This window comes from Methylobacterium hispanicum (genome assembly GCF_022179285.1).
In the GTDB taxonomy this organism is placed as follows: Bacteria; Pseudomonadota; Alphaproteobacteria; order Rhizobiales; family Beijerinckiaceae; genus Methylobacterium; species Methylobacterium hispanicum.
The window spans coordinates 271,542-290,560 of record NZ_BPQO01000003.1 but is presented as its reverse complement, the minus strand read 5'-3'; the positions used below and the strand labels follow the sequence as shown (position 1 = coordinate 290,560).

17 protein-coding genes are annotated in these 19,019 nt (G+C 72.4%); 8 read left to right on the top strand and 9 right to left on the bottom strand.

What is annotated here, in order from left to right:
* Nucleotides 1-166 precede the first annotated feature (166 nt).
* The 3 genes from MFF56_RS05405 to MFF56_RS05395 all read left to right on the top strand — a co-directional run bounded on the left by MFF56_RS05405 (nt 167) and on the right by MFF56_RS05395 (nt 1,300).
* Nucleotides 167-442, top strand: coding sequence for a hypothetical protein (locus MFF56_RS05405; RefSeq protein ID WP_066918978.1), 276 nt, complete (start codon nt 167-169; stop codon nt 440-442).
* 370 nt (nt 443-812) lie between these two features.
* Nucleotides 813-998, top strand: a complete 186-nt coding sequence (locus tag MFF56_RS05400; RefSeq protein WP_066918980.1) for a hypothetical protein — start codon at nt 813-815, stop codon at nt 996-998.
* A gap of 2 nt (nt 999-1,000) precedes the next feature.
* Nucleotides 1,001-1,300 (top strand): hypothetical protein, encoded by a 300-nt coding sequence (locus tag MFF56_RS05395; RefSeq protein WP_066918982.1) that lies wholly within the window; start codon nt 1,001-1,003, stop codon nt 1,298-1,300.
* A 27-nt stretch (nt 1,301-1,327) separates the two neighbouring features.
* On the opposite strand, the gene MFF56_RS05390 is transcribed toward MFF56_RS05395, so the two are convergent.
* From MFF56_RS05390 to MFF56_RS05380, 3 genes are read right to left on the bottom strand one after another with little or no spacing between them, the layout of a single operon-like run.
* Nucleotides 1,328-2,086, bottom strand: coding sequence for an ABC transporter ATP-binding protein (locus MFF56_RS05390; RefSeq protein WP_066918984.1), 759 nt, complete (start codon nt 2,084-2,086; stop codon nt 1,328-1,330).
* A gap of 1 nt (nt 2,087) precedes the next feature.
* Nucleotides 2,088-2,840 (bottom strand): ABC transporter permease, encoded by a 753-nt coding sequence (locus MFF56_RS05385; protein ID WP_066918986.1) that lies wholly within the window; start codon nt 2,838-2,840, stop codon nt 2,088-2,090.
* On the bottom strand, nt 2,837-3,853 hold the full coding sequence (locus MFF56_RS05380) for an ABC transporter substrate-binding protein (protein WP_066918988.1): 1,017 nt from the start codon (nt 3,851-3,853) through the stop codon (nt 2,837-2,839). Before MFF56_RS05380 ends, MFF56_RS05385 begins: the two co-directional genes overlap by 4 nt.
* A gap of 210 nt (nt 3,854-4,063) precedes the next feature.
* Between MFF56_RS05380 and MFF56_RS05375 the strand changes: the two genes are divergently transcribed.
* The gene (locus tag MFF56_RS05375) at nt 4,064-4,225 is read left to right on the top strand and encodes a hypothetical protein (protein WP_197430438.1); all 162 of its coding nucleotides are present in this window, start codon (nt 4,064-4,066) and stop codon (nt 4,223-4,225) included.
* A 131-nt stretch (nt 4,226-4,356) separates the two neighbouring features.
* The gene (locus tag MFF56_RS05370; protein WP_066918990.1) at nt 4,357-4,779 is read left to right on the top strand and encodes a DUF3597 domain-containing protein; all 423 of its coding nucleotides are present in this window, start codon (nt 4,357-4,359) and stop codon (nt 4,777-4,779) included.
* Between the two features lie 45 nt (nt 4,780-4,824).
* Here the strand turns inward: MFF56_RS05370 and MFF56_RS05365 are convergent, their stop codons facing one another.
* Genes MFF56_RS05365 through MFF56_RS05355 form a run of 3 tightly spaced genes read right to left on the bottom strand, consistent with a single transcriptional unit; the run spans nt 4,825 to nt 7,798 of the window.
* Entirely contained in the window at nt 4,825-5,625 is an 801-nt protein-coding gene (locus MFF56_RS05365) for an ABC transporter ATP-binding protein (protein WP_066918992.1), read from the bottom strand.
* A 14-nt stretch (nt 5,626-5,639) separates the two neighbouring features.
* Nucleotides 5,640-6,509 carry a nitrate ABC transporter permease gene (ntrB, locus tag MFF56_RS05360; protein WP_066918994.1) on the bottom strand — a complete coding sequence of 290 codons (870 nt, stop codon included), beginning with the start codon at nt 6,507-6,509 and terminating at the stop codon, nt 5,640-5,642.
* Entirely contained in the window at nt 6,509-7,798 is a 1,290-nt protein-coding gene (locus MFF56_RS05355) for a CmpA/NrtA family ABC transporter substrate-binding protein (RefSeq protein ID WP_066918996.1), read from the bottom strand. The genes ntrB and MFF56_RS05355 overlap by 1 nt, the downstream gene beginning before the upstream one ends.
* Nucleotides 7,799-8,294: 496 nt before the next feature.
* Here MFF56_RS05355 and MFF56_RS05350 point away from each other — a divergent pair, with 496 nt between their 5' ends.
* Nucleotides 8,295-9,578: an MFS transporter gene (locus tag MFF56_RS05350; RefSeq protein WP_066918998.1), complete on the top strand. Its 1,284-nt coding sequence runs from the start codon at nt 8,295-8,297 to the stop codon at nt 9,576-9,578.
* 348 nt (nt 9,579-9,926) lie between these two features.
* Here the strand turns inward: MFF56_RS05350 and xth are convergent, their stop codons facing one another.
* A complete protein-coding gene (gene xth / locus MFF56_RS05345) occupies nt 9,927-10,736 on the bottom strand; it encodes an exodeoxyribonuclease III (protein WP_066920793.1) in 810 nt (269 codons plus the stop codon).
* Between the two features lie 178 nt (nt 10,737-10,914).
* On the opposite strand from xth, the gene MFF56_RS05340 reads away from it, so the two are divergent.
* Nucleotides 10,915-11,631, top strand: a complete 717-nt coding sequence (locus MFF56_RS05340; RefSeq protein WP_066920790.1) for a lysophospholipid acyltransferase family protein — start codon at nt 10,915-10,917, stop codon at nt 11,629-11,631.
* Nucleotides 11,632-11,847: 216 nt separating this feature from the next.
* Here MFF56_RS05340 and MFF56_RS05335 read toward each other — a convergent pair whose 3' ends face one another.
* Both MFF56_RS05335 and MFF56_RS05330 read right to left on the bottom strand, forming a co-directional pair.
* Nucleotides 11,848-12,807, bottom strand: a complete 960-nt coding sequence (locus tag MFF56_RS05335; protein WP_238229613.1) for an outer-membrane lipoprotein carrier protein LolA — start codon at nt 12,805-12,807, stop codon at nt 11,848-11,850.
* A gap of 138 nt (nt 12,808-12,945) precedes the next feature.
* Nucleotides 12,946-16,719, bottom strand: a complete 3,774-nt coding sequence (locus tag MFF56_RS05330) for a DNA translocase FtsK (protein ID WP_238229612.1) — start codon at nt 16,717-16,719, stop codon at nt 12,946-12,948.
* A gap of 221 nt (nt 16,720-16,940) precedes the next feature.
* On the opposite strand from MFF56_RS05330, the gene MFF56_RS05325 reads away from it, so the two are divergent.
* On the top strand, nt 16,941-19,013 hold the full coding sequence (locus tag MFF56_RS05325) for an NAD(+) synthase (protein ID WP_066927943.1): 2,073 nt from the start codon (nt 16,941-16,943) through the stop codon (nt 19,011-19,013).
* Nucleotides 19,014-19,019 lie beyond the last annotated feature (6 nt).

Here is a 19,019-nt window from a genome sequence, read left to right as displayed (position 1 = left end):
CACCGGGAGCCCGCCCTCTGCGCACGACGGCGCAGAGGGCGTTTCGTGAGAGGCTGTAAGCCGCGAACCGCCGGCGCCCGCCGCAGTGCACGCGCCGTTAAGGACCCGCTAACCATGGCGGCGACACACCCGGCCCCGGAACGGGTACGGGCATGGCACCGCGCTGATGGCACCGGGTTACGAGATCGCGCTCTGTCTCGAGGGGCTGGGCCTTGCCGGCCTCGCGCTGGGTCTCTGGCGCCTGCGCGTCGAGGAGGCGGCCCGCGTCCGCGCCCTGAGGAAGGTGCTGCGCACGGGCTCCGACCCGCGCCTCGTGCCGAGCGCACGCCCCCGGCGGGACCGGACCCGGATGGTCCCGCACCTGACGGGCCGCGGGGACACGCGGACGGGAACCAGCGCGGCGGCCCACGCCCTGGCGCGCGCCTTCCTGCGCGGCGCCTGACCGGCCCGCGTCAGCGCAGCAGCGCGTCGAGGCCGCTGCCGCAGAGCACGACGAGGGTCATCGTCACGAGGAATGTCAGGTCTTCGAATCTGCTCATGACTGGCTCTGGTGTCTCGAATTGGGCCGCGCTCTCTCGGCGATGCTTAACGATCGCGCATGGCCGTGCATTTGCGCGAGTCGTTTCACGACCTGTTAAGATCTGCGGCACGGTTTCCACAGTTCGCCGTTAACGAAACGTGAATGCGTTATGATCCGTCGGACGCAACATTAACCGTGCGCGGCCGCACGGCCCGGCGGCCTCCGGGAGCCGTTCGGGGCCGGCCGCGTTGGGTGAGCGCCGCCCGCCCGCGGCTTCCCAGGAGACCGCCCGATGCGCAACCTGCTGCTTCTCGTCATCCTCGTCGGCGCGGGCTTCGTGCTCGTCGGCATGTACGTCGCCCCGAACCAGCCCGCCTTGCGGACGTGGTACCGCGACAACGCCTGCCAGCACCTCGACAAGATCAGCCCCGAGCTCTGCGCGCCGATCCGTCGGGCCGACGGCGGGGCGCGCCTCTGAGCATGGGCGCGCTCCGGCAGGCGCTGGACTGGACCTTCCGCAGCCGGACCGACGGCCGGATCACGGTCGGGCAATGGCCGAACCTGCCGCTCTGGCTGTTCATCGGCCTGACCGCCGTCGGGTTCGCCCTCGATCCGGCGGGCACGCCCGGCCGATTGGTCCGGGTGGGCGCCGCGCTCAGCCTCGCGTGGTGGGCGCTCGACGAGGTGGTGCGCGGGGTCAACCCGTGGCGGCGCTTCCTGGGAGCTGCCGTGCTGGTGGGCGGGGTGGTGACATGGGGGATGCGGGGCTTCACGTTCTGAGGCCGCGCCGCTCTCCAGATCCTTCCCCTACAGATCGGCCGAGCGCCGGGACAGCTCCGCCCGCAATTGCCGGGCGATCTCCTGGAGCGCGGCGTCGCGGCGGATGCGGGGGCGGGGGAGGTCGATCCGGACCTCCGCGGCGATGCGGCCCGGGGGACCGGCGATCACCACGACCCGGTCGGCGATGGTCACGGCCTCGTCGATGTCGTGGGTGACGAACAGCACCGTCTTGCCCGTCTCCTGGGTGATGCGCTGCAACTCGTCCTGCAGCCCCTCGCGGGTGAAGCTGTCGAGCGCCGAGAAGGGCTCGTCCATCAGCAGCACGTCGGGCTCGACCGCGAGCGCCCGCGCGATCGCGACGCGCTGGCGCTGGCCGCCGGAGAGCTGGTGCGGCCAGCGATCCCCGAAATCGGCGAGGCCGACCAGCCCCAGCATCGCGTGCGCCCGCGCCCGGCGCTGCGCCCGCGACAGGCCCGAGCCTTCGAGGCCGAAGGCGACGTTGTCGATCACCCGGCGCCAGGGCAGCAGGCGCGCGTCCTGGAACACCATCGCCATCGGCGTGCGGCAATCGGGCCGGGCGTGGATCTCCACCGTGCCGCCGCTCGGGCGGCTCAGATCCATCAGCACCCGCAGGAGGGTCGACTTGCCGACGCCGGACTCGCCCACGATGACCAGAACCTCGCCGCGCACCACGTCGAGGTCGAGGGCGTCGAGGACGACGTTGCGGCGCTCGCCCGTGCCGTAGACGAGGCTGAGGCCCCGGATGTCGATGATGGTGTCCAGCATCTCAGGCCCGCCAGCGCAGGAGCCAGCCCTGGAGGGCGACGAAGGCCGTGTCGAACAGCCCGTAGAGCGCCGCCATGGTCAGCATGTAGACCACGACGATGTCGGTGGAGAGGAGCGAGGAGGCCTGCATCATGCGCTGGCCCACGCCCGGCACGCCGAAGATCTCGGCGGCCACCACCGCCATCCAGGCCTGGCCCAGCGCCGTGCGCAGGCCGACGAGGATGCCGGGGGTGGCGGCCGGCAGCAGGATCTTGACGAGGCGCTGGAACGGCCCGCGGAAGCCGAAGGCCTGGGCCACCTCGACGAGGTCACGGTCCACGCCCCGCACCGCGCCTTGGGTGGCGAAGAACACGATCCAGAACACGCCGACCGCGATGATGAACACCGCGGCCGAGGGCTCGACGCCGAACCAGATGATGGCGAAGGGCACCCAGGCGAGGCCGGGGATCGGGCGCAGCAGACGCACCACCCAGGCGGTCGCCGCCTCGAAGCCGCGCGACATGCCGGCCACCAGCCCGAGGCCGATCCCGGCGCCCGCGCCGCAGACCAGCCCCGCCACGTAGTGGCTGAGGCTCGACAGCACGGCCTCCGTCCAGACCCCGAGCGCGATCTCCCGGCCGAAGGCGGCCGGAATGGTGCTCGGCGGCGGCAGGAAGGCCGCGTTGATCAGGCCGAGCCGGGGCGCGGCCTCCCAGATGCCGAGGAAGACCGCCAGCCCCGCCGCGGCGAGCAGCGTCGCGCGGAAGCGGTTCATCGGGCCGGCTGCGCCGCCTTCTCGTAGTAGGAGGGCACGAACAGCCCGTCGATCGGCACGGCCTTGTCGAGGGTGCCGATGCTGACCTGATAGTCCTGCATCGCCTTGGTGGCCTCCACGATCACGCGCGGGTCGGCGGTGAACTTGGCGGCCGGGGAGGTGATGGCCCGGCGGATGGTGGCGACGTCCGTGATGCCCTTGCCGAGCGCCTGCTCGACGGCGGGCGCCGCGCGGTCGGGATCGGTCTTGAGGGTCGCGGTCGCCTTCACGAGCGCGTCCACCAGCCCCTGCACCGCGGCCGGGTTCTTGTCGGCGAAGGCGCCCGAGACGGCCACCACGGTGCCCGGCTGGTCGGGGAACATCTCGGCGCCCGTGGCGATCAGCTTGATCGCCGGGTTGCGGGCCTGGACGATGGTCAGCGCCGGCTCGCGGATCGAGGCGCCGTCGACCGCGCCGGCGAGCAGCGCCTGCTGGGTCGCGTCGATGCCCATGGCGACGACCTGCACGTCGGCCTTGTCGGCCTTGGCGACCTGCCAGAGCCAGTGCTGGAGCGTGGTGTTGGGCACCGAGCCCGGCGGCTGCGTGGCGAGGCGGGCGGGGCGCCCCTCCTTGGCCTTGAACTGGCGCAGAGCCTCGGCCTTGTCGGCGGCGAAGAAGGGCGCGAGCTTGGGACCGGCCACGAACACCATCTCCTCGACGGCCGTGGCGGCCACCACCCGCACATCGATGCCCTTCGAGCGGGCGACCGCCAGCGGCGCGATGCCCGCGACGTAGACGTCGATGGTGCCCGACGCCAGCGCCTGGATCATGTTCGGCCCGGACTCGAAGGTGGTGAAGGCGGGGGTGAGCCCGGCCTGCTTCAGCCCGCCCTCGCGGTCTGCCACGAAGACCGGCGCGGCCCCGATCACCGGGATCACGCCGATGCGCACCGGGACGGCACTCTGCGCGAGGGCCTGAGCGGAGAAGAGGGCGGCCGCGGCGAGCGTGGCCAGGGCGGTGAGCGCCGAGCGCATGGGCGAGGTCCGATCGTGACGGGTGCGCGCCCCATGCCACAGGCGGGGACGGCTGCAAACCGCTGAGGCCCGAAAACGCGGCCGCGATCAACCGGCACGATCAACAAATCGAGATTTCACAACAAAATTCGTCTCCGCCCCCGGGCATCACTATCGATGCGAAGGGCTTTCTTCTACGCGGTCAGGCCAATTCAGAATTGTCTTCCCGGTATGCTCACCATGATCAGTCTCGCCTGCCTCGTCGGCGGCGTCGGTCTCGCCACGCTGTCCCTGCGCCGCCCAGACCATGCGGCCAGCTTGGAGCGCTGGAGCGGCATCTGCCTGCTGGCCGGCCTCGGCCTGCTCGGCTTCGCGCTGCAGGGCGGGCGCTGAACCTACGACGGAATCGGCGCCGGAACGGCGCCGCCGTGTGGGAACGCGCGGGGGTGCGACCCGTTGTCAGGCGGCTGCGGGACGAGGCGTCCCGCGACAGATCCGATCCCGACGCGACAGGAGTTTCCGCCATGAGCCTTCTCGGAAAGATCGTCAGCAAGATCCTGCACCCGTTCGGCGGCGGCAGCGCGGAGGCCGCCCCCTCGGAGTCGAGCAACCCGACCTCAACGGCGACCACGGGCAGCACCGGCTCCGGCGGCGCCTCGGCCCCGGCGGGCGGCGCCCCGGCCGGCGGGACGGTCGATGTCGAGCAGGTGCTCAACGGCATGGCCGCCAAGAACCCTCAGCAGCTGAACTGGCGCACCTCGATCGTCGATCTGATGAAGCTGCTCGACCTCGATTCGAGCCTCACCGCCCGCAAGCAGCTCGCCGATGAGCTGCACTACACCGGCGACAAGGACGACTCGGCCACGATGAACGTCTGGCTGCACAAGCAGGTCATCAAGAAGCTCGAGGAGAACGGCGGCAAGGTGCCGGCCGACCTCAAGGATTGAGCGTAATTCTCCCTCCCCCCTCTGCGGGGGGGAGGGTTTGGGCGGTCACGCCGCCAGCGCCGGCCGCGCGTGGCGGGCGTAGAGGAATTCCAGCACCTCCGCCCGGCAATGCACGTAGGTCTGGTCCTCGACGAGCTCGAGCCGGCGACGGGGCCGGGCGAGCGGCACGGGCAGGATCTCGCCGATCGTGGCGGAGGGCCCGTTCGTCATCATCACGATGCGGTCCGAGAGCAGCACCGCCTCGTCCACGTCGTGGGTGATCATGATCACGGTGTTCCTGAGGCGCAGCTGGATCTCCATGAGCTGATCCTGGAGATGCGCTCGGGTCAGGGCGTCGAGCGCCCCGAAGGGCTCGTCCATCAGCAGCACGGTCGGCTCCATGGCGAGCGCGCGGGCGATGCCGACGCGCTGCTTCATGCCGCCCGAGATCTCGTTCGGGCGCTTCTCGGCCGCGTGCACCATGTTGACCAGCGCGAGGTTGTGCTCGACCCAGGCCGCGCGCTCGGCCCGCGACTTCTTCCCGGCCAGCACCTTGTCGACGGCGAGCGCCACGTTCTCGCGCACCGTCAGCCAGGGCAGGAGCGAGTGGTTCTGGAACACCACCGCCCGCTCGGGGCCGGGCGCCGAGACCTCCTTGCCGTCGAGCAGCACGCAGCCGGTCGAGGCCTTGAGCAGGCCCGCCACGATGTTGAGCACCGTGGACTTGCCGCAGCCCGAATGGCCGATGATCGAGACGAACTCGCCCCGGTCGAGCTTGAGGTTCACGTCGCGCAGGACCTCCGTGGTCTTGCCGCCGCGGGTGAAGCTGATGCCGACCTGCGAGAGGTCGAGATGGGCTTGTGCCATGTGTCGGGCCTCCCTCAGGCCGCGCTGGTGCCGCGGGTGACGAGGCTGCCCGCCGCCGCCACCAATCGGTCGAGGATGAAGCCGATCACGCCGACATAGACGAGCGCGACGATGATCTCGGAGATGTGCGACGAGTTCCAGGCGTCCCAGATGAAGAAGCCGATGCCGACGCCGCCGATCAGCATCTCGGCCGCCACGATCGCGAGCCAGGACAGGCCGACGCCGATGCGCAGGCCCGTGAAGATGTAGGGCGCGGCCGAGGGCAGCATGATCTTCCAGAAGAACTCCAGCGGGTTCAGCCGGATGACGGCCGCGACGTTGCGGTAGTCCTGCGGGATGTTGCGGATGCCAACCGCGGTGTTGATGATGATCGGCCAGATCGAGGTGATGAAGATCACGAAGATCGCGGACGGCTGGCCGTCCCGGAAGGCGGCGAGCGAGAGCGGCAGCCAGGCGAGCGGCGGGATCGTGCGCAGCACCTGGAACACGGGATCGAGCCCGCGCATCGCCCACTCGGACTGGCCCACCAGCGTGCCCAGCATCACGCCGGCCACGACCGCGAGGGCGAAGCCGAGCGCGACGCGCTGGAGGCTGGCGAGGATGTGCCAGAACAGGCCCTTGTCGGTGCCGCCGTTGTCGAAGAACGGGTCCGAGATGATCGGCCAGGCCTCCGAGAGCACCCGCGAGGGCGGGGGCAGGCCGGCGGTCGGGCGCGAGCAGGCGACCTCCCAGAAGAGCAGGAAGGCTGCCAGCACCACGAGCGGCGGGATCACCCGGGCGCCGAGCGCCCGGAGATCCCGGCCCGTGACGCGGGGCAGGCGGCGGGACTTCACGGACGCGGCGTCGCGCGCGGCCGTGCCCAGGGTGGCGGAGGTGGCGGCCATCAGGCGATCCTCTTGATGCCGAGGCTGGCGAGGTAGGCGGCGGGGTCGGCCGGGTCGAAGACCTTGCCGTCGAACAGCGTCTCGGTGCCGCGGGAGGTGGAGGTGGGGATGGAGGCGACGCCGAGCGCCTTGGCGGCCTCGCGCCAGAGGTCCTCGCGGTTCACCTTGTCGATCAGCGCCTTCGTGTCGGTCGACGGATCGAACTTGCCCCAGCGGATGTCCTCGGTGAGGAACCAGAGGTCGTGCGACTTGTACGGGTAGGAGGCGTGGTCCTCCCAGAACTTCATGGTGAAGGGGCTGTTCTCGACGACGCGGCCGGTGCCGTAGTCGAACTTGCCCTTCATGCGATCGACGACGTCGGCCACCGGTACGTTGATCCACTGGCGCTTGGCCACGATCGCCGCGAGTTCGTCGCGGTTCTCCGGCTTCTCGCACCATTGCTGGGCTTCCATCACCGCCATCAGCAGGGCCTTGGCGGCGTTCGGGTACTTGTCCACGAAGCTGGCGCGCAGCGCGAAGGCCTTCTCGGGATGGTCCTTCCAGAGCTCGCCCGTGGTGATCGCCGTGTAGCCGATGCCCTGGTGAATGAGCTGCTCGTTCCACGGCTCGCAGACGCAGAAGCAGTCCATCGTGCCGACCTTCATGTTCGCCACCATCTGGGGCGGCGGAACCACGATGGTCTCGATGTCCTTGTCGGGGTCGATGCCGCCGGCGGCGAGCCAGTAGCGGATCCAGAGGTCGTGCGTGCCGCCCGGGAAGGTCATGGCGGCCTTCACCGACTTGCCCGAGGCCTTCTTCTTCTCCAGCGCCGCCTTGAACGGCTTGGTGTCGAGCCCGACCTTGACGTCGAGGTGCTCCTTGGCGACCGAGATGCACTGCCCGTTCAGGTTGAGCCGGGCCATGATGTACATCGGCACCGGCACGTTGTTCTGCGTCACGCGGCCGGCCGAGATCAGGTAGGGCATCGGCGTGAGGATGTGGGCGCCGTCGATGCCGTTGCCCTCAGAGCCGAGCACGAGGTTGTCGCGGGTGGTGCCCCAGGACGCCTGCTTCAGCACCTCAGTCTCGGGCACGCCGTACTTGGCGAAGAGGCCCTTCTCCTTGGCGACGAAGAGCGGCGCCGCGTCGGTGAGCGCGATGAAGCCGAGCTTGGCTCCCTTCACCTCCGGCCCCGCCGCTTGCGCGTGGGCGCCGCCGGGCAGCGCCAGCCGCGCGGCGGCAGTGAGCGACAGGGCTGCGGCCGCGCCCTTGAGGACGCTGCGCCGGGTCTTCGACTCGCCGATCTTCATGAAACCTGCCCCGATGGAAGAGAGTGCCGGCCGCCGACCCGCGCAGCGATGCACACCGCCGGCCGCAACCCTGAGGCGCGGGACGGGAGGGATCGCGACAGCGGCGTTGCTGGCGGAGGGCGGTGCCGTCGCCGTTGACGGACACGGGAGCGTGAGCAGGTTCCGTGCCAACCCTGGATTGAGCCTCGGCTCGCGCGCGCGCGCACGGACGGCTCTCCGGGGCACCTGCGGTCCGATTGGGCACGCTCGAAAAAGCGGCATTCCCGGCCGTCGCCCGCGCCGCTCCGGGCACGACGCGCCACCCGCTTGGGCAGATCCGGCAGGCGCGCGCCGGTCCCGGCCGGGTCCGGTCCCACCCTGCTACGCTCCGCCGCACCCGACGTGCCGCGCGGTCCCGGCCGGCGAAAGAGGGCCCGAGCGCTGGGCAAACGCCGCCCGCTGGACTAGGGCGGGCTCACAGCCGAGACCCAAGCGAAGCCGCTCAAGATACGCGCCCATGCTCCAGACCAGCCCCACCGCGCAGCCCTCCGCGCGCCGCATCCTCACGGCGAGCTTCGTCGGCACGGCGATCGAGTTCTACGATTTCTACATCTACGCCACCGCCGCCGCGCTGGTGATCGGGCCGGTCTTCTTCCCGCCCGGCGAGCCCGGCGTGCAGCTGCTGGCGGCCTTCGCCACCTTCGCCATCGCCTTCCTGGCCCGGCCGATCGGGGCGGCGCTGTTCGGGCATTTCGGCGACCGCATCGGCCGCAAGGCGACGCTGGTGGCCTCGCTGATGATCATGGGCGTCTCGACGGTGCTGATCGGCTGCCTGCCGACCTACGCCAGCGCGGGCTGGCTGGCGCCGGCCGCGCTCTGCATCCTGCGCTTCGGCCAGGGGCTCGGCTTCGGCGGCGAGTGGGGCGGGGCGGCGCTGCTCGCCGTCGAGAACGCGCCGCCGGGGCGTCGCGCGTGGTACGGCATCTTCCCCCAGCTCGGCGCGCCGGTCGGCTTCATCCTGGCCAACACCTGCTTCCTGGCGCTGAGCTTCGGGCTGAGCCCCGAGGCCTTCCAGAGCTGGGGCTGGCGCCTGCCGTTCCTGGCCTCGGCGGTGCTGGTCGGCGTCGGCCTCTACGTGCGCCTCGCGCTCACCGAGACGCCCGCCTTCAAGGCCGCGCTGGCGCGCGCCGAGCCCGAGAAGGTGCCGCTCGCCACCGTCGTCACGCAGCACACGCGGGCGACCCTGCTCGGCACCTTCGCGATGGTGGCCTGCTACGCGGTGTTCTACCTCTCGACCGTGTTCGCGCTCGGCTACGGCACGGCCACGCTCGGCTACACGCGGCCGACCTTCCTGCTCTTCGAGTGCATCGCCGTCTGCTTCATGGCGCTCGGGATCCCGCTCTCGGGGCTCGCGGCGGACCGGTTCGGGCGGCGCCCCGTGGTGATGTCGGGCACGCTCTTCACGATGTTCCTCGGCCTGCTGCTCGGGCCGATGCTGGGCTCGGGGTCGTGGCCGCTGGTGCTCGGCTTCCTCTGCCTCGGCCTCTTCGCGATGGGCTGGATCTTCGGGCCGATGGGCGCGCTGCTGCCGGAGCTGTTCCCGACCCGGGTGCGCTACACGGGCGCCTCCGTGACCTACAACCTCGCGGGCATCATCGGCGCCTCGGCGGCGCCCTACCTGGCGCAGAGCCTCGTGGCGATGGGCGGCATCGCCTGGGTGGGGGCCTATCTCGCGCTCGCGGCCGCGATGAGCTTCGTCGCGGTGCTGCTGATGCCCGAGACCGCGCGGCAGGCGGTGTAGCGCGGAAATTCTCCCTCCCCCCTCTGCGGGGGAGGGTGCCGAACAGAGTGAGGCGGGAGAGGGGACAACGCTTCAGGTCCAGGCGCAGCGTCGATGCCGAGCGCTGTCCGGCGACGTCGCTCCCCTCACCCGCCCCGGCCTGACGGCCGGGCCACCCTCCCCCGCAGAGGGGGGAGGGAGATCACGAGGAACTTAGTACGGACGGGTGCGGTGGTTCGGCGTGCCGTAGCGGCGGCGCAGCCAGGAGACGACGCGGGGGAGCAGGAAGGCGAGCAGGAGCTTGCGCATGAGGGCCTCATCAAGGGTTCGTGATGCCGGCCAATGCGCGAGGCGGCGCCTCTGTTCCCCTCAGAGCTCGAGTGCCAGCGTCACCGGCACGTGGTCGGAGGGGCGCTCCCAGCCGCGGGTCTCGCGCGAGACGGTGACGGCCCGCACCGTGCCGGCCAGATCCGGCGAGACCCAGGCGTGGTCGAGGCGCCGGCCCTTGTTGGCGAGCTCCCAGTTCGGCGAGCGGTAGCTCCACCACGTGTAGATCTTCTCGGGCTCCGGGGTGAGGTGGCGGGCCGCGTCGATCCAGCCGGCCTCGCCCCGCAGGGTCTCCAGCGCCTCGGTCTCGGCGGGGGTGTGGCTCACCACGTCGAGGAGCTGCTTGTGCGACCAGACGTCGTGCTCGAGCGGTGCCACGTTGAGGTCGCCGACGAGGATCGCCGGGCCGGCGACGCGCCGCCCGCCCCAGGCGCGCAGCTCCGCCAGGAAGTCGAGCTTGTGGGCGAATTTCGGGTTCACGTCCCGGTCCGGCACGTCGCCGCCCGCCGGCACGTAGAAATCGTGCAGCACGATCCCGGCGGCGGGCCCGGCCTCCCGCCCCAGCACCGCCGAGATGTGGCGCGCGTCCGGGCGCTCGCAGAAACCCATCATCTCGGGGGAGAGCAGGGGGAAGCGCGAGAGGATCGCGACGCCGTTGTAGCCCTTCTGGCCCGAGAACACGACGTGCTCGTAGCCGCTGCCCGCGAAGGCCTTCAGCGGGAACAGCTCGTTCGGGCACTTCGTCTCCTGCAGGCAGAGCACGTCGGGCCGGTTCTCCTTCAGGAAGCGCAGCACGGAATCGATGCGCAGGCGCACCGAGTTGATGTTCCAGGTGGTGACGGTGAGGCGCACGGGCGAGGCTTTCCGAGCCGGTCGGACGGGGCCGCCCCAGATAGCCGATCCGGCGCGGGCCGACAGTGCATCCGGGTCGCAGCCGCGCGAATTGCCGTGCACCGGGCCGGGGAAGGCGGTATGGGCGCGCTCCGCCGCCGTCCCCGGACGGCCGCCCGTCCCCGAGCCCGACACGCCCTTGCCCTCGCTTCGCTCCGCCTGCTTCAACGCCTACTGGGCCGCCTGGACCGCCCTGTTCCTCGTGCCCCTCCTGGCCTTCGCCGTGAGCGGCGCGCCCGCCCGGCCGATCCGCGCGGCGACCCGGCTCTGGGCGCGCGGCATCCTGTTCGGGCTGCGGGGCATCGTCGGGCTGGGCTACGTCGAGGAGGGGCGCGAGCGCATCCCGGACGGGCCCTGCCTGATCGTGGCCAACCATCAGTCGGCCTGGGAGACCCTGGCCTTCCTGATCCTGGTGCCGGACGTGGCGATCATCGCCAAGCGGGAACTCGTCGCGATTCCCGTGGTCGGCTGGTTCCTGCGCCGCTCGCCGATGATCATCATCGACCGCGCCAACGGCACCCAGGCGCTGCGCACCATGATCGAGGAGAGCCGCGCGGCGGTTGCCGCCGGCCGCTCGGTGCTGATCTTCCCGGAGGGGACGCGCAGCGCCTTCGGGGCGCCGGTGCAGTTCAAGCGCGGGGCGGAGCTGCTCTACGGCAAGCTCGGCCTGCCGGTGCTGCCGGTGGCGGTCAATTCCGGCCTGTACTGGCCGAGCGGCTCGCTCAGCCGGCCCGGCACGGTGGTGGTGAGCTACCTCGCCCCGCTCGCCGCCGGCCTGTCGGCGGCCGCCTTCATGGAGGGGACGGAGCGGGCGATCGACCGGGAGCTCGATCGCTGGCGCCCGGCGGCGGCCTGAGGCGCGACGCTGCCCCTTTCCCGGACGCCTGGAACGAAGTGGTAGGTGATCCGGGATCCAGCGAAAGAAGTGCCGCGAAGCGGCTCGATCTTCATGGACCGATGCAGATCCGGACGCTTCGCGACCTTCGTGTGCTGGATCCCGGATCACCCTCCGCTGACGCTCCGGGCGTCCGGGAAAAGGGCGGCGCGATCCGAAGTCCCGCTGCCCGCCCCCTCAGGGGTTCTGCGACTGCTTGATGCGCTCGGCCATCGCCTTGTCCTCGGCGCGGCCGTAATTGATGAAGAACAGCGACCCGTCGACCGCCTTGCCCCGCTGCAGGTTCGAGAGCTGCACCGTGGTGAGGTAGCCCTGCGGGTCGGTGATCCGCCACTGCGACAGCGTCTTCATCTCGGCGTCGAAGTAGAGCTGGATCTTCGAGGTGCCGCCGAGCGTGGCCCGATCCTCCAGGGCGATGCGGATGCCGCCGGGCTCGTTGACCACCTCGGTCACCGTGAGGTCGCGGGCGAGGTCGATCTTCTCGCGCAGCAGGAATTTCAGCGGCGTCTGGGCGATGAAGTAGAGGTCCTGCGTGCCGAGCTTGCGGTCGCGCACGGCCACCGACTGGCCGTCGGCCACCACCTCCAGCGGCGAGGGCTGGTCGTAGTCGAAGCGCAGCCGCCCGGGCTTCACGAGGCTGAGCTTGCCGCCGATCCGGCGCCCGTCCGCCGAGATCTGCATGAAGCTGCCGGTGAGCGTGTTGAGCCCGTTGAAATAGGCGTTGGCCTGGGCGAGCACGGTGGCGGGATCCGCCTGCTCGAGGGCGGACGGGATCGCCGTGGGGGCTCCCACCGCCGCGACCTTCTCGGATTGAGCCGCCGCCTTGGCCTCGGCGGGCCTGCCCTTGATGCTGCCGGTCTTCTCGTTGGCGGGCTTCTCGGAGGCGGCCTTGGCCTCCTTCGCCCCGTCCTTCTCCTTGCCGGCCTGGGGCTTGGGCGCCGCCTTCTTCGGGGCGGGGGCGGGCGCGGCCGGGGCGGCCTCGGGCTGCGGCTCCGGGGCGGGCGCCGGCTGCTCCTTGCGGCCGAACAGGCTGTCGAGGAAGTTGCCGACCTGCGCCTCGGCCGGCGCGGCGGCGCCGAGCCAGGCCGCGAGGACGAGAAGCGACACGGCGGCAGGACTGGTGCGGCGGCCGATCATCGTGGGGCTGTCTCCTCGCGGCGCGGGCGCCGGATCCGGGGCTTGGCGGGCGGGCCCGCTTAGAGCCCGCCCCTGTGGCGAAGATGCGACGCGCATCGCGGATCCGCCCGGCGGCCGAGGCCGGGCGGAGGAGGCGGGTCAGTCCTCGTCGTCCATCGCGGCGGCGCCGAGCGGATGCGCCATCGCGTTGCCGAGGCCCGTGCCCGCGAAGTGGCCGGCATCGACCAGGATCTCGCGTTTTCCCGCGTGGTTGGCCGGGCCGACGATGCCCTCGATCTCCATCCGCTCCATCAGCGAGGCGGCGCGGTTGTAGCCGATCTGCAGGCGGCGCTGGATGTAGCTGGTCGAGGCCTTCTGGTCCCGCAGCACCACCTGGATTGCCTGCTCGTAGAGGTCGCCCGACTCAGCCCCGACCGCCGCCGTGAAGGCGCCGACGTCGAAGACCGGGGCCTCCTCCTCGCGCTCCTCGGCGGGCTGGGCCGCCGCCTTCGAGGCGCGGGAGCCCTTGGCGGGCGCTTCTTCCGGCGCGTCGTCGGCCGTGACGGCGTCGAGGTAGGCCGGCCGGCCCTGGCGCTTGAGGTGGGCGACCACGCTCTCGACCTCGGCGTCCGAGCAGAACGGCCCGTGCACGCGCGTGGTGCGCCCGCCGCCGGCCATGAACAGCATGTCGCCCTGGCCCAGAAGCTGCTCGGCGCCCATCTCGCCGAGAATGGTGCGCGAGTCGATCTTGCTCGTGACCTGGAAGGAGATCCGGGTCGGGAAGTTCGCCTTGATGGTGCCGGTGATCACGTCCACCGACGGGCGCTGCGTCGCCATGATCAGGTGGATGCCCGCCGCCCGCGCCATCTGCGCCAGCCGCTGGATCGCCCCCTCGATGTCCTTGCCGGCCACCATCATCAGGTCGGCCATCTCGTCCACCACGATCACGATGTAGGGGAGGGGGCTGAGGTCCATCGCCTCCTCCTCGAACACCGCCTCGCCGGTGTGGCGGTCGAAGCCCGTCTGCACCGTGCGGGTGATGGTCTCGCCGCGCTCGCGGGCCTCCTTCATCCGGGCGTTGTAGCCGTCGATGTTGCGGACCGCGATCTTGGACATCTTCTTGTAGCGCTCCTCCATCTCGCGCACGGCCCATTTGAGGGCGATGACCGCCTTCTTGGGGTCGATGACGACGGGGGAGAGCAGGTGCGGGATGCCGTCGTAGACGGAGAGTTCCAGCATCTTGGGATCGACCATGATCAGGCGGCACTCCTCCGGCTTCATCCGGTAGAGCAGGCTCAGGATCATGGTGTTGATGGCCACCGACTTGCCCGAGCCGGTCGTGCCGGCCACCAGCAGGTGCGGCATGCGGGCGAGATCCGCGATGATCGGCTCGCCGCCGATGTTCTTGCCTAAGCACAGCGCCAGCTTGTGCTTCGTCTCCACGAAGTCCGGCGCGCAGAGGAGCTCGCGCAGGTAGACCGTCTCGCGGGTCTCGTTCGGCAACTCGATGCCGATGACGTTGCGGCCGGGCACGACCGCGACGCGGGCCGAGACCGCCGACATCGAGCGCGCGATGTCGTCCGAGAGGCCGATGACGCGGGACGACTTGGTGCCGGGCGCCGGCTCCAGCTCGTAGAGCGTGACGACGGGCCCCGGCCGCACGGCCAGGATGTCGCCGCGCACGCCGAAATCCTGGACCGTCTGCTGCAGGTTGAGGGCGTTCTGCTCCAGCACGTCGGCATCGACCTCCTCGCTGCCGCCGGGGGCGGGCAGGGCGAGGAGTTCGAGGGCGGGCAGCTCGTAGTCGGCGTTCGCGAAGGCCGCGACTTCCAGGTGGCGCCCGGCGGGGATCAGGTGCGGGCGCACCACCGCCGGCACGTTGACGGGCAAGGTCTGACTCGGGCCCTGGGCCGGGGCGGGGAGGGGGGCCGGCTCGGCCGCCACGCTCTCGCCGGCCTCGGCGGACGAGGGGAGGGGGGTTTCGGGCGCCGCGGCCGCGTGCGCCTCGACGACCACCTCGGCGATCACCTCGGGGACGGCCTGCGCCGGCTCGGCGGCCGGGGCGGCCCGGCCGCGCAGCAGGACCGGGCGCGCCGGGATCGGCACCGCGACGGGCGCGGCGCCCTCGGCCGGGACGGGCGCCCGGAACGCGGGCTCGCACGCGGCGGCCGCGTCCGCGGCAGGCTCGCAGGGGGCCGCGGCAGGCGCGCAGGGGGCCGGCACGGGCTCGGGCGCGCCCGGCGGGCGGGCCGGGCGGATCGCGGCGCGGGCGGCCATCGCCGACAGCGCCGGCCGGAGGGCGCGCGGCGCCGTCTCGGCGACGGGGGCGGCCGGCACGGCGGCGTCGCCGGGACCGGCGGGGGCCGGCGTCTCGGGGCCGAAGACCAGCGTCAGGGCCGGGCGCGGCGGCAGGAAGGCGGCCACCGCCGCGGCAGCCGCGGCCGCGCGCTCCTCGGCGGCGCGGGCGCTGGCATTGTCCTGCAGGTCGGCCGGGCGCGGCGGCATGTCGAAGCGCACCAGCCGGTCGAGCACGTAGACGGGCTTGGGCGGCAGCGAGCGCAGGTGCGAGATGTCGACCGGCACCGCGACGTAGGGCGCGGCCGCGCCCGCCTCGGGCTCGCCGACGGCATCGGAAGCGGTCTCGGCCGCCACGGAGGGGGCGGCGTCGAGCGCGGCCCAGGCCTCGCTCGCCGAGACGCCGTCGTCGGCGCCGAACCAGGGCTGCATGCCCGACCAGTCGGGCAGGTCCGAGAAGTCGCCGCACGCGGGCGCCGCGACCGGATGCTCCGCGGCGTGGTCCGGCGCCGCGAGGGCGGCCGGCACCGCCTCGGCGCAAACGGCGCCGGGGGCGGCCTCAAGGGCGGCCTCATGTGCAACCTCGACCTCGGGAGCGCTCGTCGCCGCGACCGGCCCGTACGTCTCCTGCGGGGCTGGCGTCTCGGGGGACAGCTCGACGCTCGGCCGGGCCGGGCGCCGGTCGGGGGTGCGGAAGTAGCGCACGCCCTCCGAGGCCACGAAGGGCTGGCGCCAGAGCGGCACGGGCGGGCCGGCCTCGATGCGGGCCGACACGGCCTCGGCGGCGCGTTCGGCCTCCTGCCGGGCAGCCTCCTGCCGGGCCGCCTCTTGCCGGGCGGCCTCTTGCCGGGCGACCTCCTCTTCGGCGGCGCGGCGCTCGGCCTCGGCCCGCTCGATCGCGGCCTGGGCGTCCGCCTGGGCCTGGAGGGCGGCCTGCGCCTCGGCGCGAGCGCGCTCCAGCGCAGCGCGCTCGGCCTCCAGCGCGCGCTGGCGGCGCTCCTGCAGCACCGCGTCGGGGGTGCGCGTGAAGCGCACGGCGGAGGGCTGGGGCGCGGCGGGGGCCGCCGCGGGAGCGCTCGCATAGGCGTCGGCCGGCACGCCCTCGGGCGCGATCGCGGCGGGTCGGCGGGGCTGGCGCACCAGCACGCCCGGCGTCGAGGCGGCGTGGTCGATGCGGCTCTCGTGGCGCGCCGGCGGCGGCTCGAAGCCCGCGCGATCGTCGAAGACGTGGTCGGGCCAGCCCTGCGGGCCGGGCTCGGGCCGGGCCGCCTCGGGCGGGCCGAAGCCGGCCGCCGCGCGGGCGCCGAACCGCGGCTCCGCAGCGCCGAACCGCGGCTCCGCCGCGCCGAACGGTGCCATCTCCGGCGGCAGGACGCGCGGCATCGGCACCTCGGGCTCGCGGTCGCGGCCCAGCATGGCGTTCGGCGACGCGGCCCAGCTCTGGGCCGCGCCCTGCCCCTGGCGCGGCAGGGCGTAGCCGGGGTGGCGCGCGGCCCCGCCGAGGCGGCGGGTCAGGCTCTGGCGGAGCGACATCAGCCGGTGCGCGAGCGCCCCGAGCGAGAGGCCCGGGCGGTCGACGCCGCGGCCGGGGCGGGAGGGATCGCGGTGTGAGTAGGGGGGCCGTCCCGATGCGCGCATGAGAGCTTCTGTTACTCGAAACAGGGCTTCCGCCCGGGGCAGGGCGGCTCGTTCCCGAGTTAGGCGCGTCGTCGTTAACAGAGGCTTGAGCCCTCCGGCCGGTCCTTACCGGCGCCCGACGGGCGCAGGGCCCGCCCCTGCCCGCCCCCGCCCCGCTGGAGAGCGGGGGCGGCCTGCCTTAGATCCCCGGCAAGGTTACCCGCACGCGAGGCCGCCCCGCCGTGACCCAGGTTCCAGAGTTCCGCTCGCTCTATCGCCACGGCTTCGCGCGCGTGGCCGCCTGCACCGGCCGCAGCCACCCGGCCGAGCCGGGGCGCAACGCGGACGCGGTGCTGGACCTCGCCCGCACCTGCCACGACAGGGGGGCGGCGCTCGCCGTCTTCCCCGAGCTGGCGCTCTCGGCCTACGCGATCGAGGACCTGTTCCTGCAGGAGACGCTGCTCGACGCGGTCGAGGAGGCCGCCGGGCGGCTGATCGCCGAATCCGCGCGCCTGCGCCCGCTCCTCGTGGTCGGCGCGCCGCTGCGCCGGGGCAACCGGATCTACAACACGGCGCTGGCCATCCAGGGTGGGCGGCTCCTCGGCGTGGTGCCGAAGAGCTACCTGCCGAACTACCGCGAATTCTACGAGAAGCGCCACTTCGCCTCGGGCGTCGGGATCGCGGGCGGGACCGTGCGGGTCGCCGGTCACGAGGCCCCCTTCGGCACCGACCTGCTGTTCGAGGCCGAGGACCTCGCCGGCTTCGTCGTCGGCATCGAGATCTGCGAGGATCTCTGGGTGCCCGATGCCCCGGGCATGCGGGCGGCGCTGCACGGGGCCACGGTGCTGGCCAACCCCTCGGGCAGCCCGATCACGGTGGGCCGGGCGGATGCGCGCGCGCTCCTCACCCGCGCGGCCTCGATGCGGGCCTCCTGTGCCTACGTCTACGCGGCGGCGGGGCAGGGTGAATCGACCACCGACCTCGCCTGGGACGGCCAGACCTCGATCGACGAGGCGGGCGTGCGGCTGGCGGAGGGCGAGCGCTTCCCGCAAACGCCGGTGGCGACCATCGCCGACATCGACCTCGACCTCCTGGCCCAGGACCGGCGCCAGGCCGGCAGCTTCGACGACAACGCCCAGGCTTCGGCGCGCGCGCAGGGCGCCCCGCCCTACCGCCGGGTCGGCTTCCGGCTCGATCCGCCGGCCGGGGATCTCGGCCTCCTGCGCCGGGTCGAGCGCTTCCCCTTCGTGCCGGCCGAGGCGGAGCGCCTCGCGCAGGATTGCTACGAGGCCTACAACATCCAGGTGGCGGGGCTGGCCCAGCGCCTCGAGGCCACGGGCACCAAGCGGGCGGTGATCGGCGTCTCGGGCGGCCTCGACTCGACCCACGCGCTGATCGTGATCGCCAAGGCCTTCGACCGGCTGGGCTATCCGCGCTCCGACATCCTGGCCTACACGATGCCGGGCTTCGCGACCTCGGAGGGCACCAAGGGCAACGCCCACGCCCTGATGCGGGCGATGGGCTGCACGGCGGCCGAGATCGACATCCGCCCGGCCGCCCGGCAGATGCTCGCCGACATGGGCCATCCCTACGCGCGGGGAGAGGCGGTCTACGACGTCACCTTCGAGAACGTGCAGGCGGGGCTTCGCACCGACTACTTGTTCCGGCTCGCCAACCGGCACGGCGGCATCGTGGTCGGCACCGGCGACCTCTCGGAGCTGGCGCTCGGCTGGTGCACCTACGGCGTCGGCGACCAGATGAGCCACTACGCGGTGAACAGCGGCGTGCCCAAGACCCTGATCCAGCACCTGATCCGCTGGGTCATCGCCTCGGGCCAACTGGGCGCGGAGGAGAACCGGACGCTCCAGGCGGTGCTCGACACCGAGATCTCGCCCGAGCTGGTGCCGATGGACGCCGACGACACGCCCCAGAGCACGGAAGCCACGATCGGCCCCTACGCGCTGCAGGACTTCAACCTGTTCTACACGCTGCGCTACGGGTTCCGGCCCTCGAAGATCGCCTTCCTGGCGCTCCACGCCTGGGGCGATGCGGAGCGCGGCGCCTGGCCGCCGGACTTCCCCGAGGCCAAGCGCATCGCCTACGATCTGCCCACGATCCGGCGCTGGCTCGGCGTGTTCCTCGCCCGCTTCTTCGGCTTCAGCCAGTTCAAGCGCTCGGCCCTCCCGAACGGCCCGAAGGTGGCGGCCGGCGGCTCGCTCTCGCCCCGCGGCGACTGGCGCGCGCCCTCGGACGCCTCGGCCCGGATCTGGCTCGACGAGCTGGAGAGAAACGTCCCCGCAAACGAGCCGACATAAACCCGA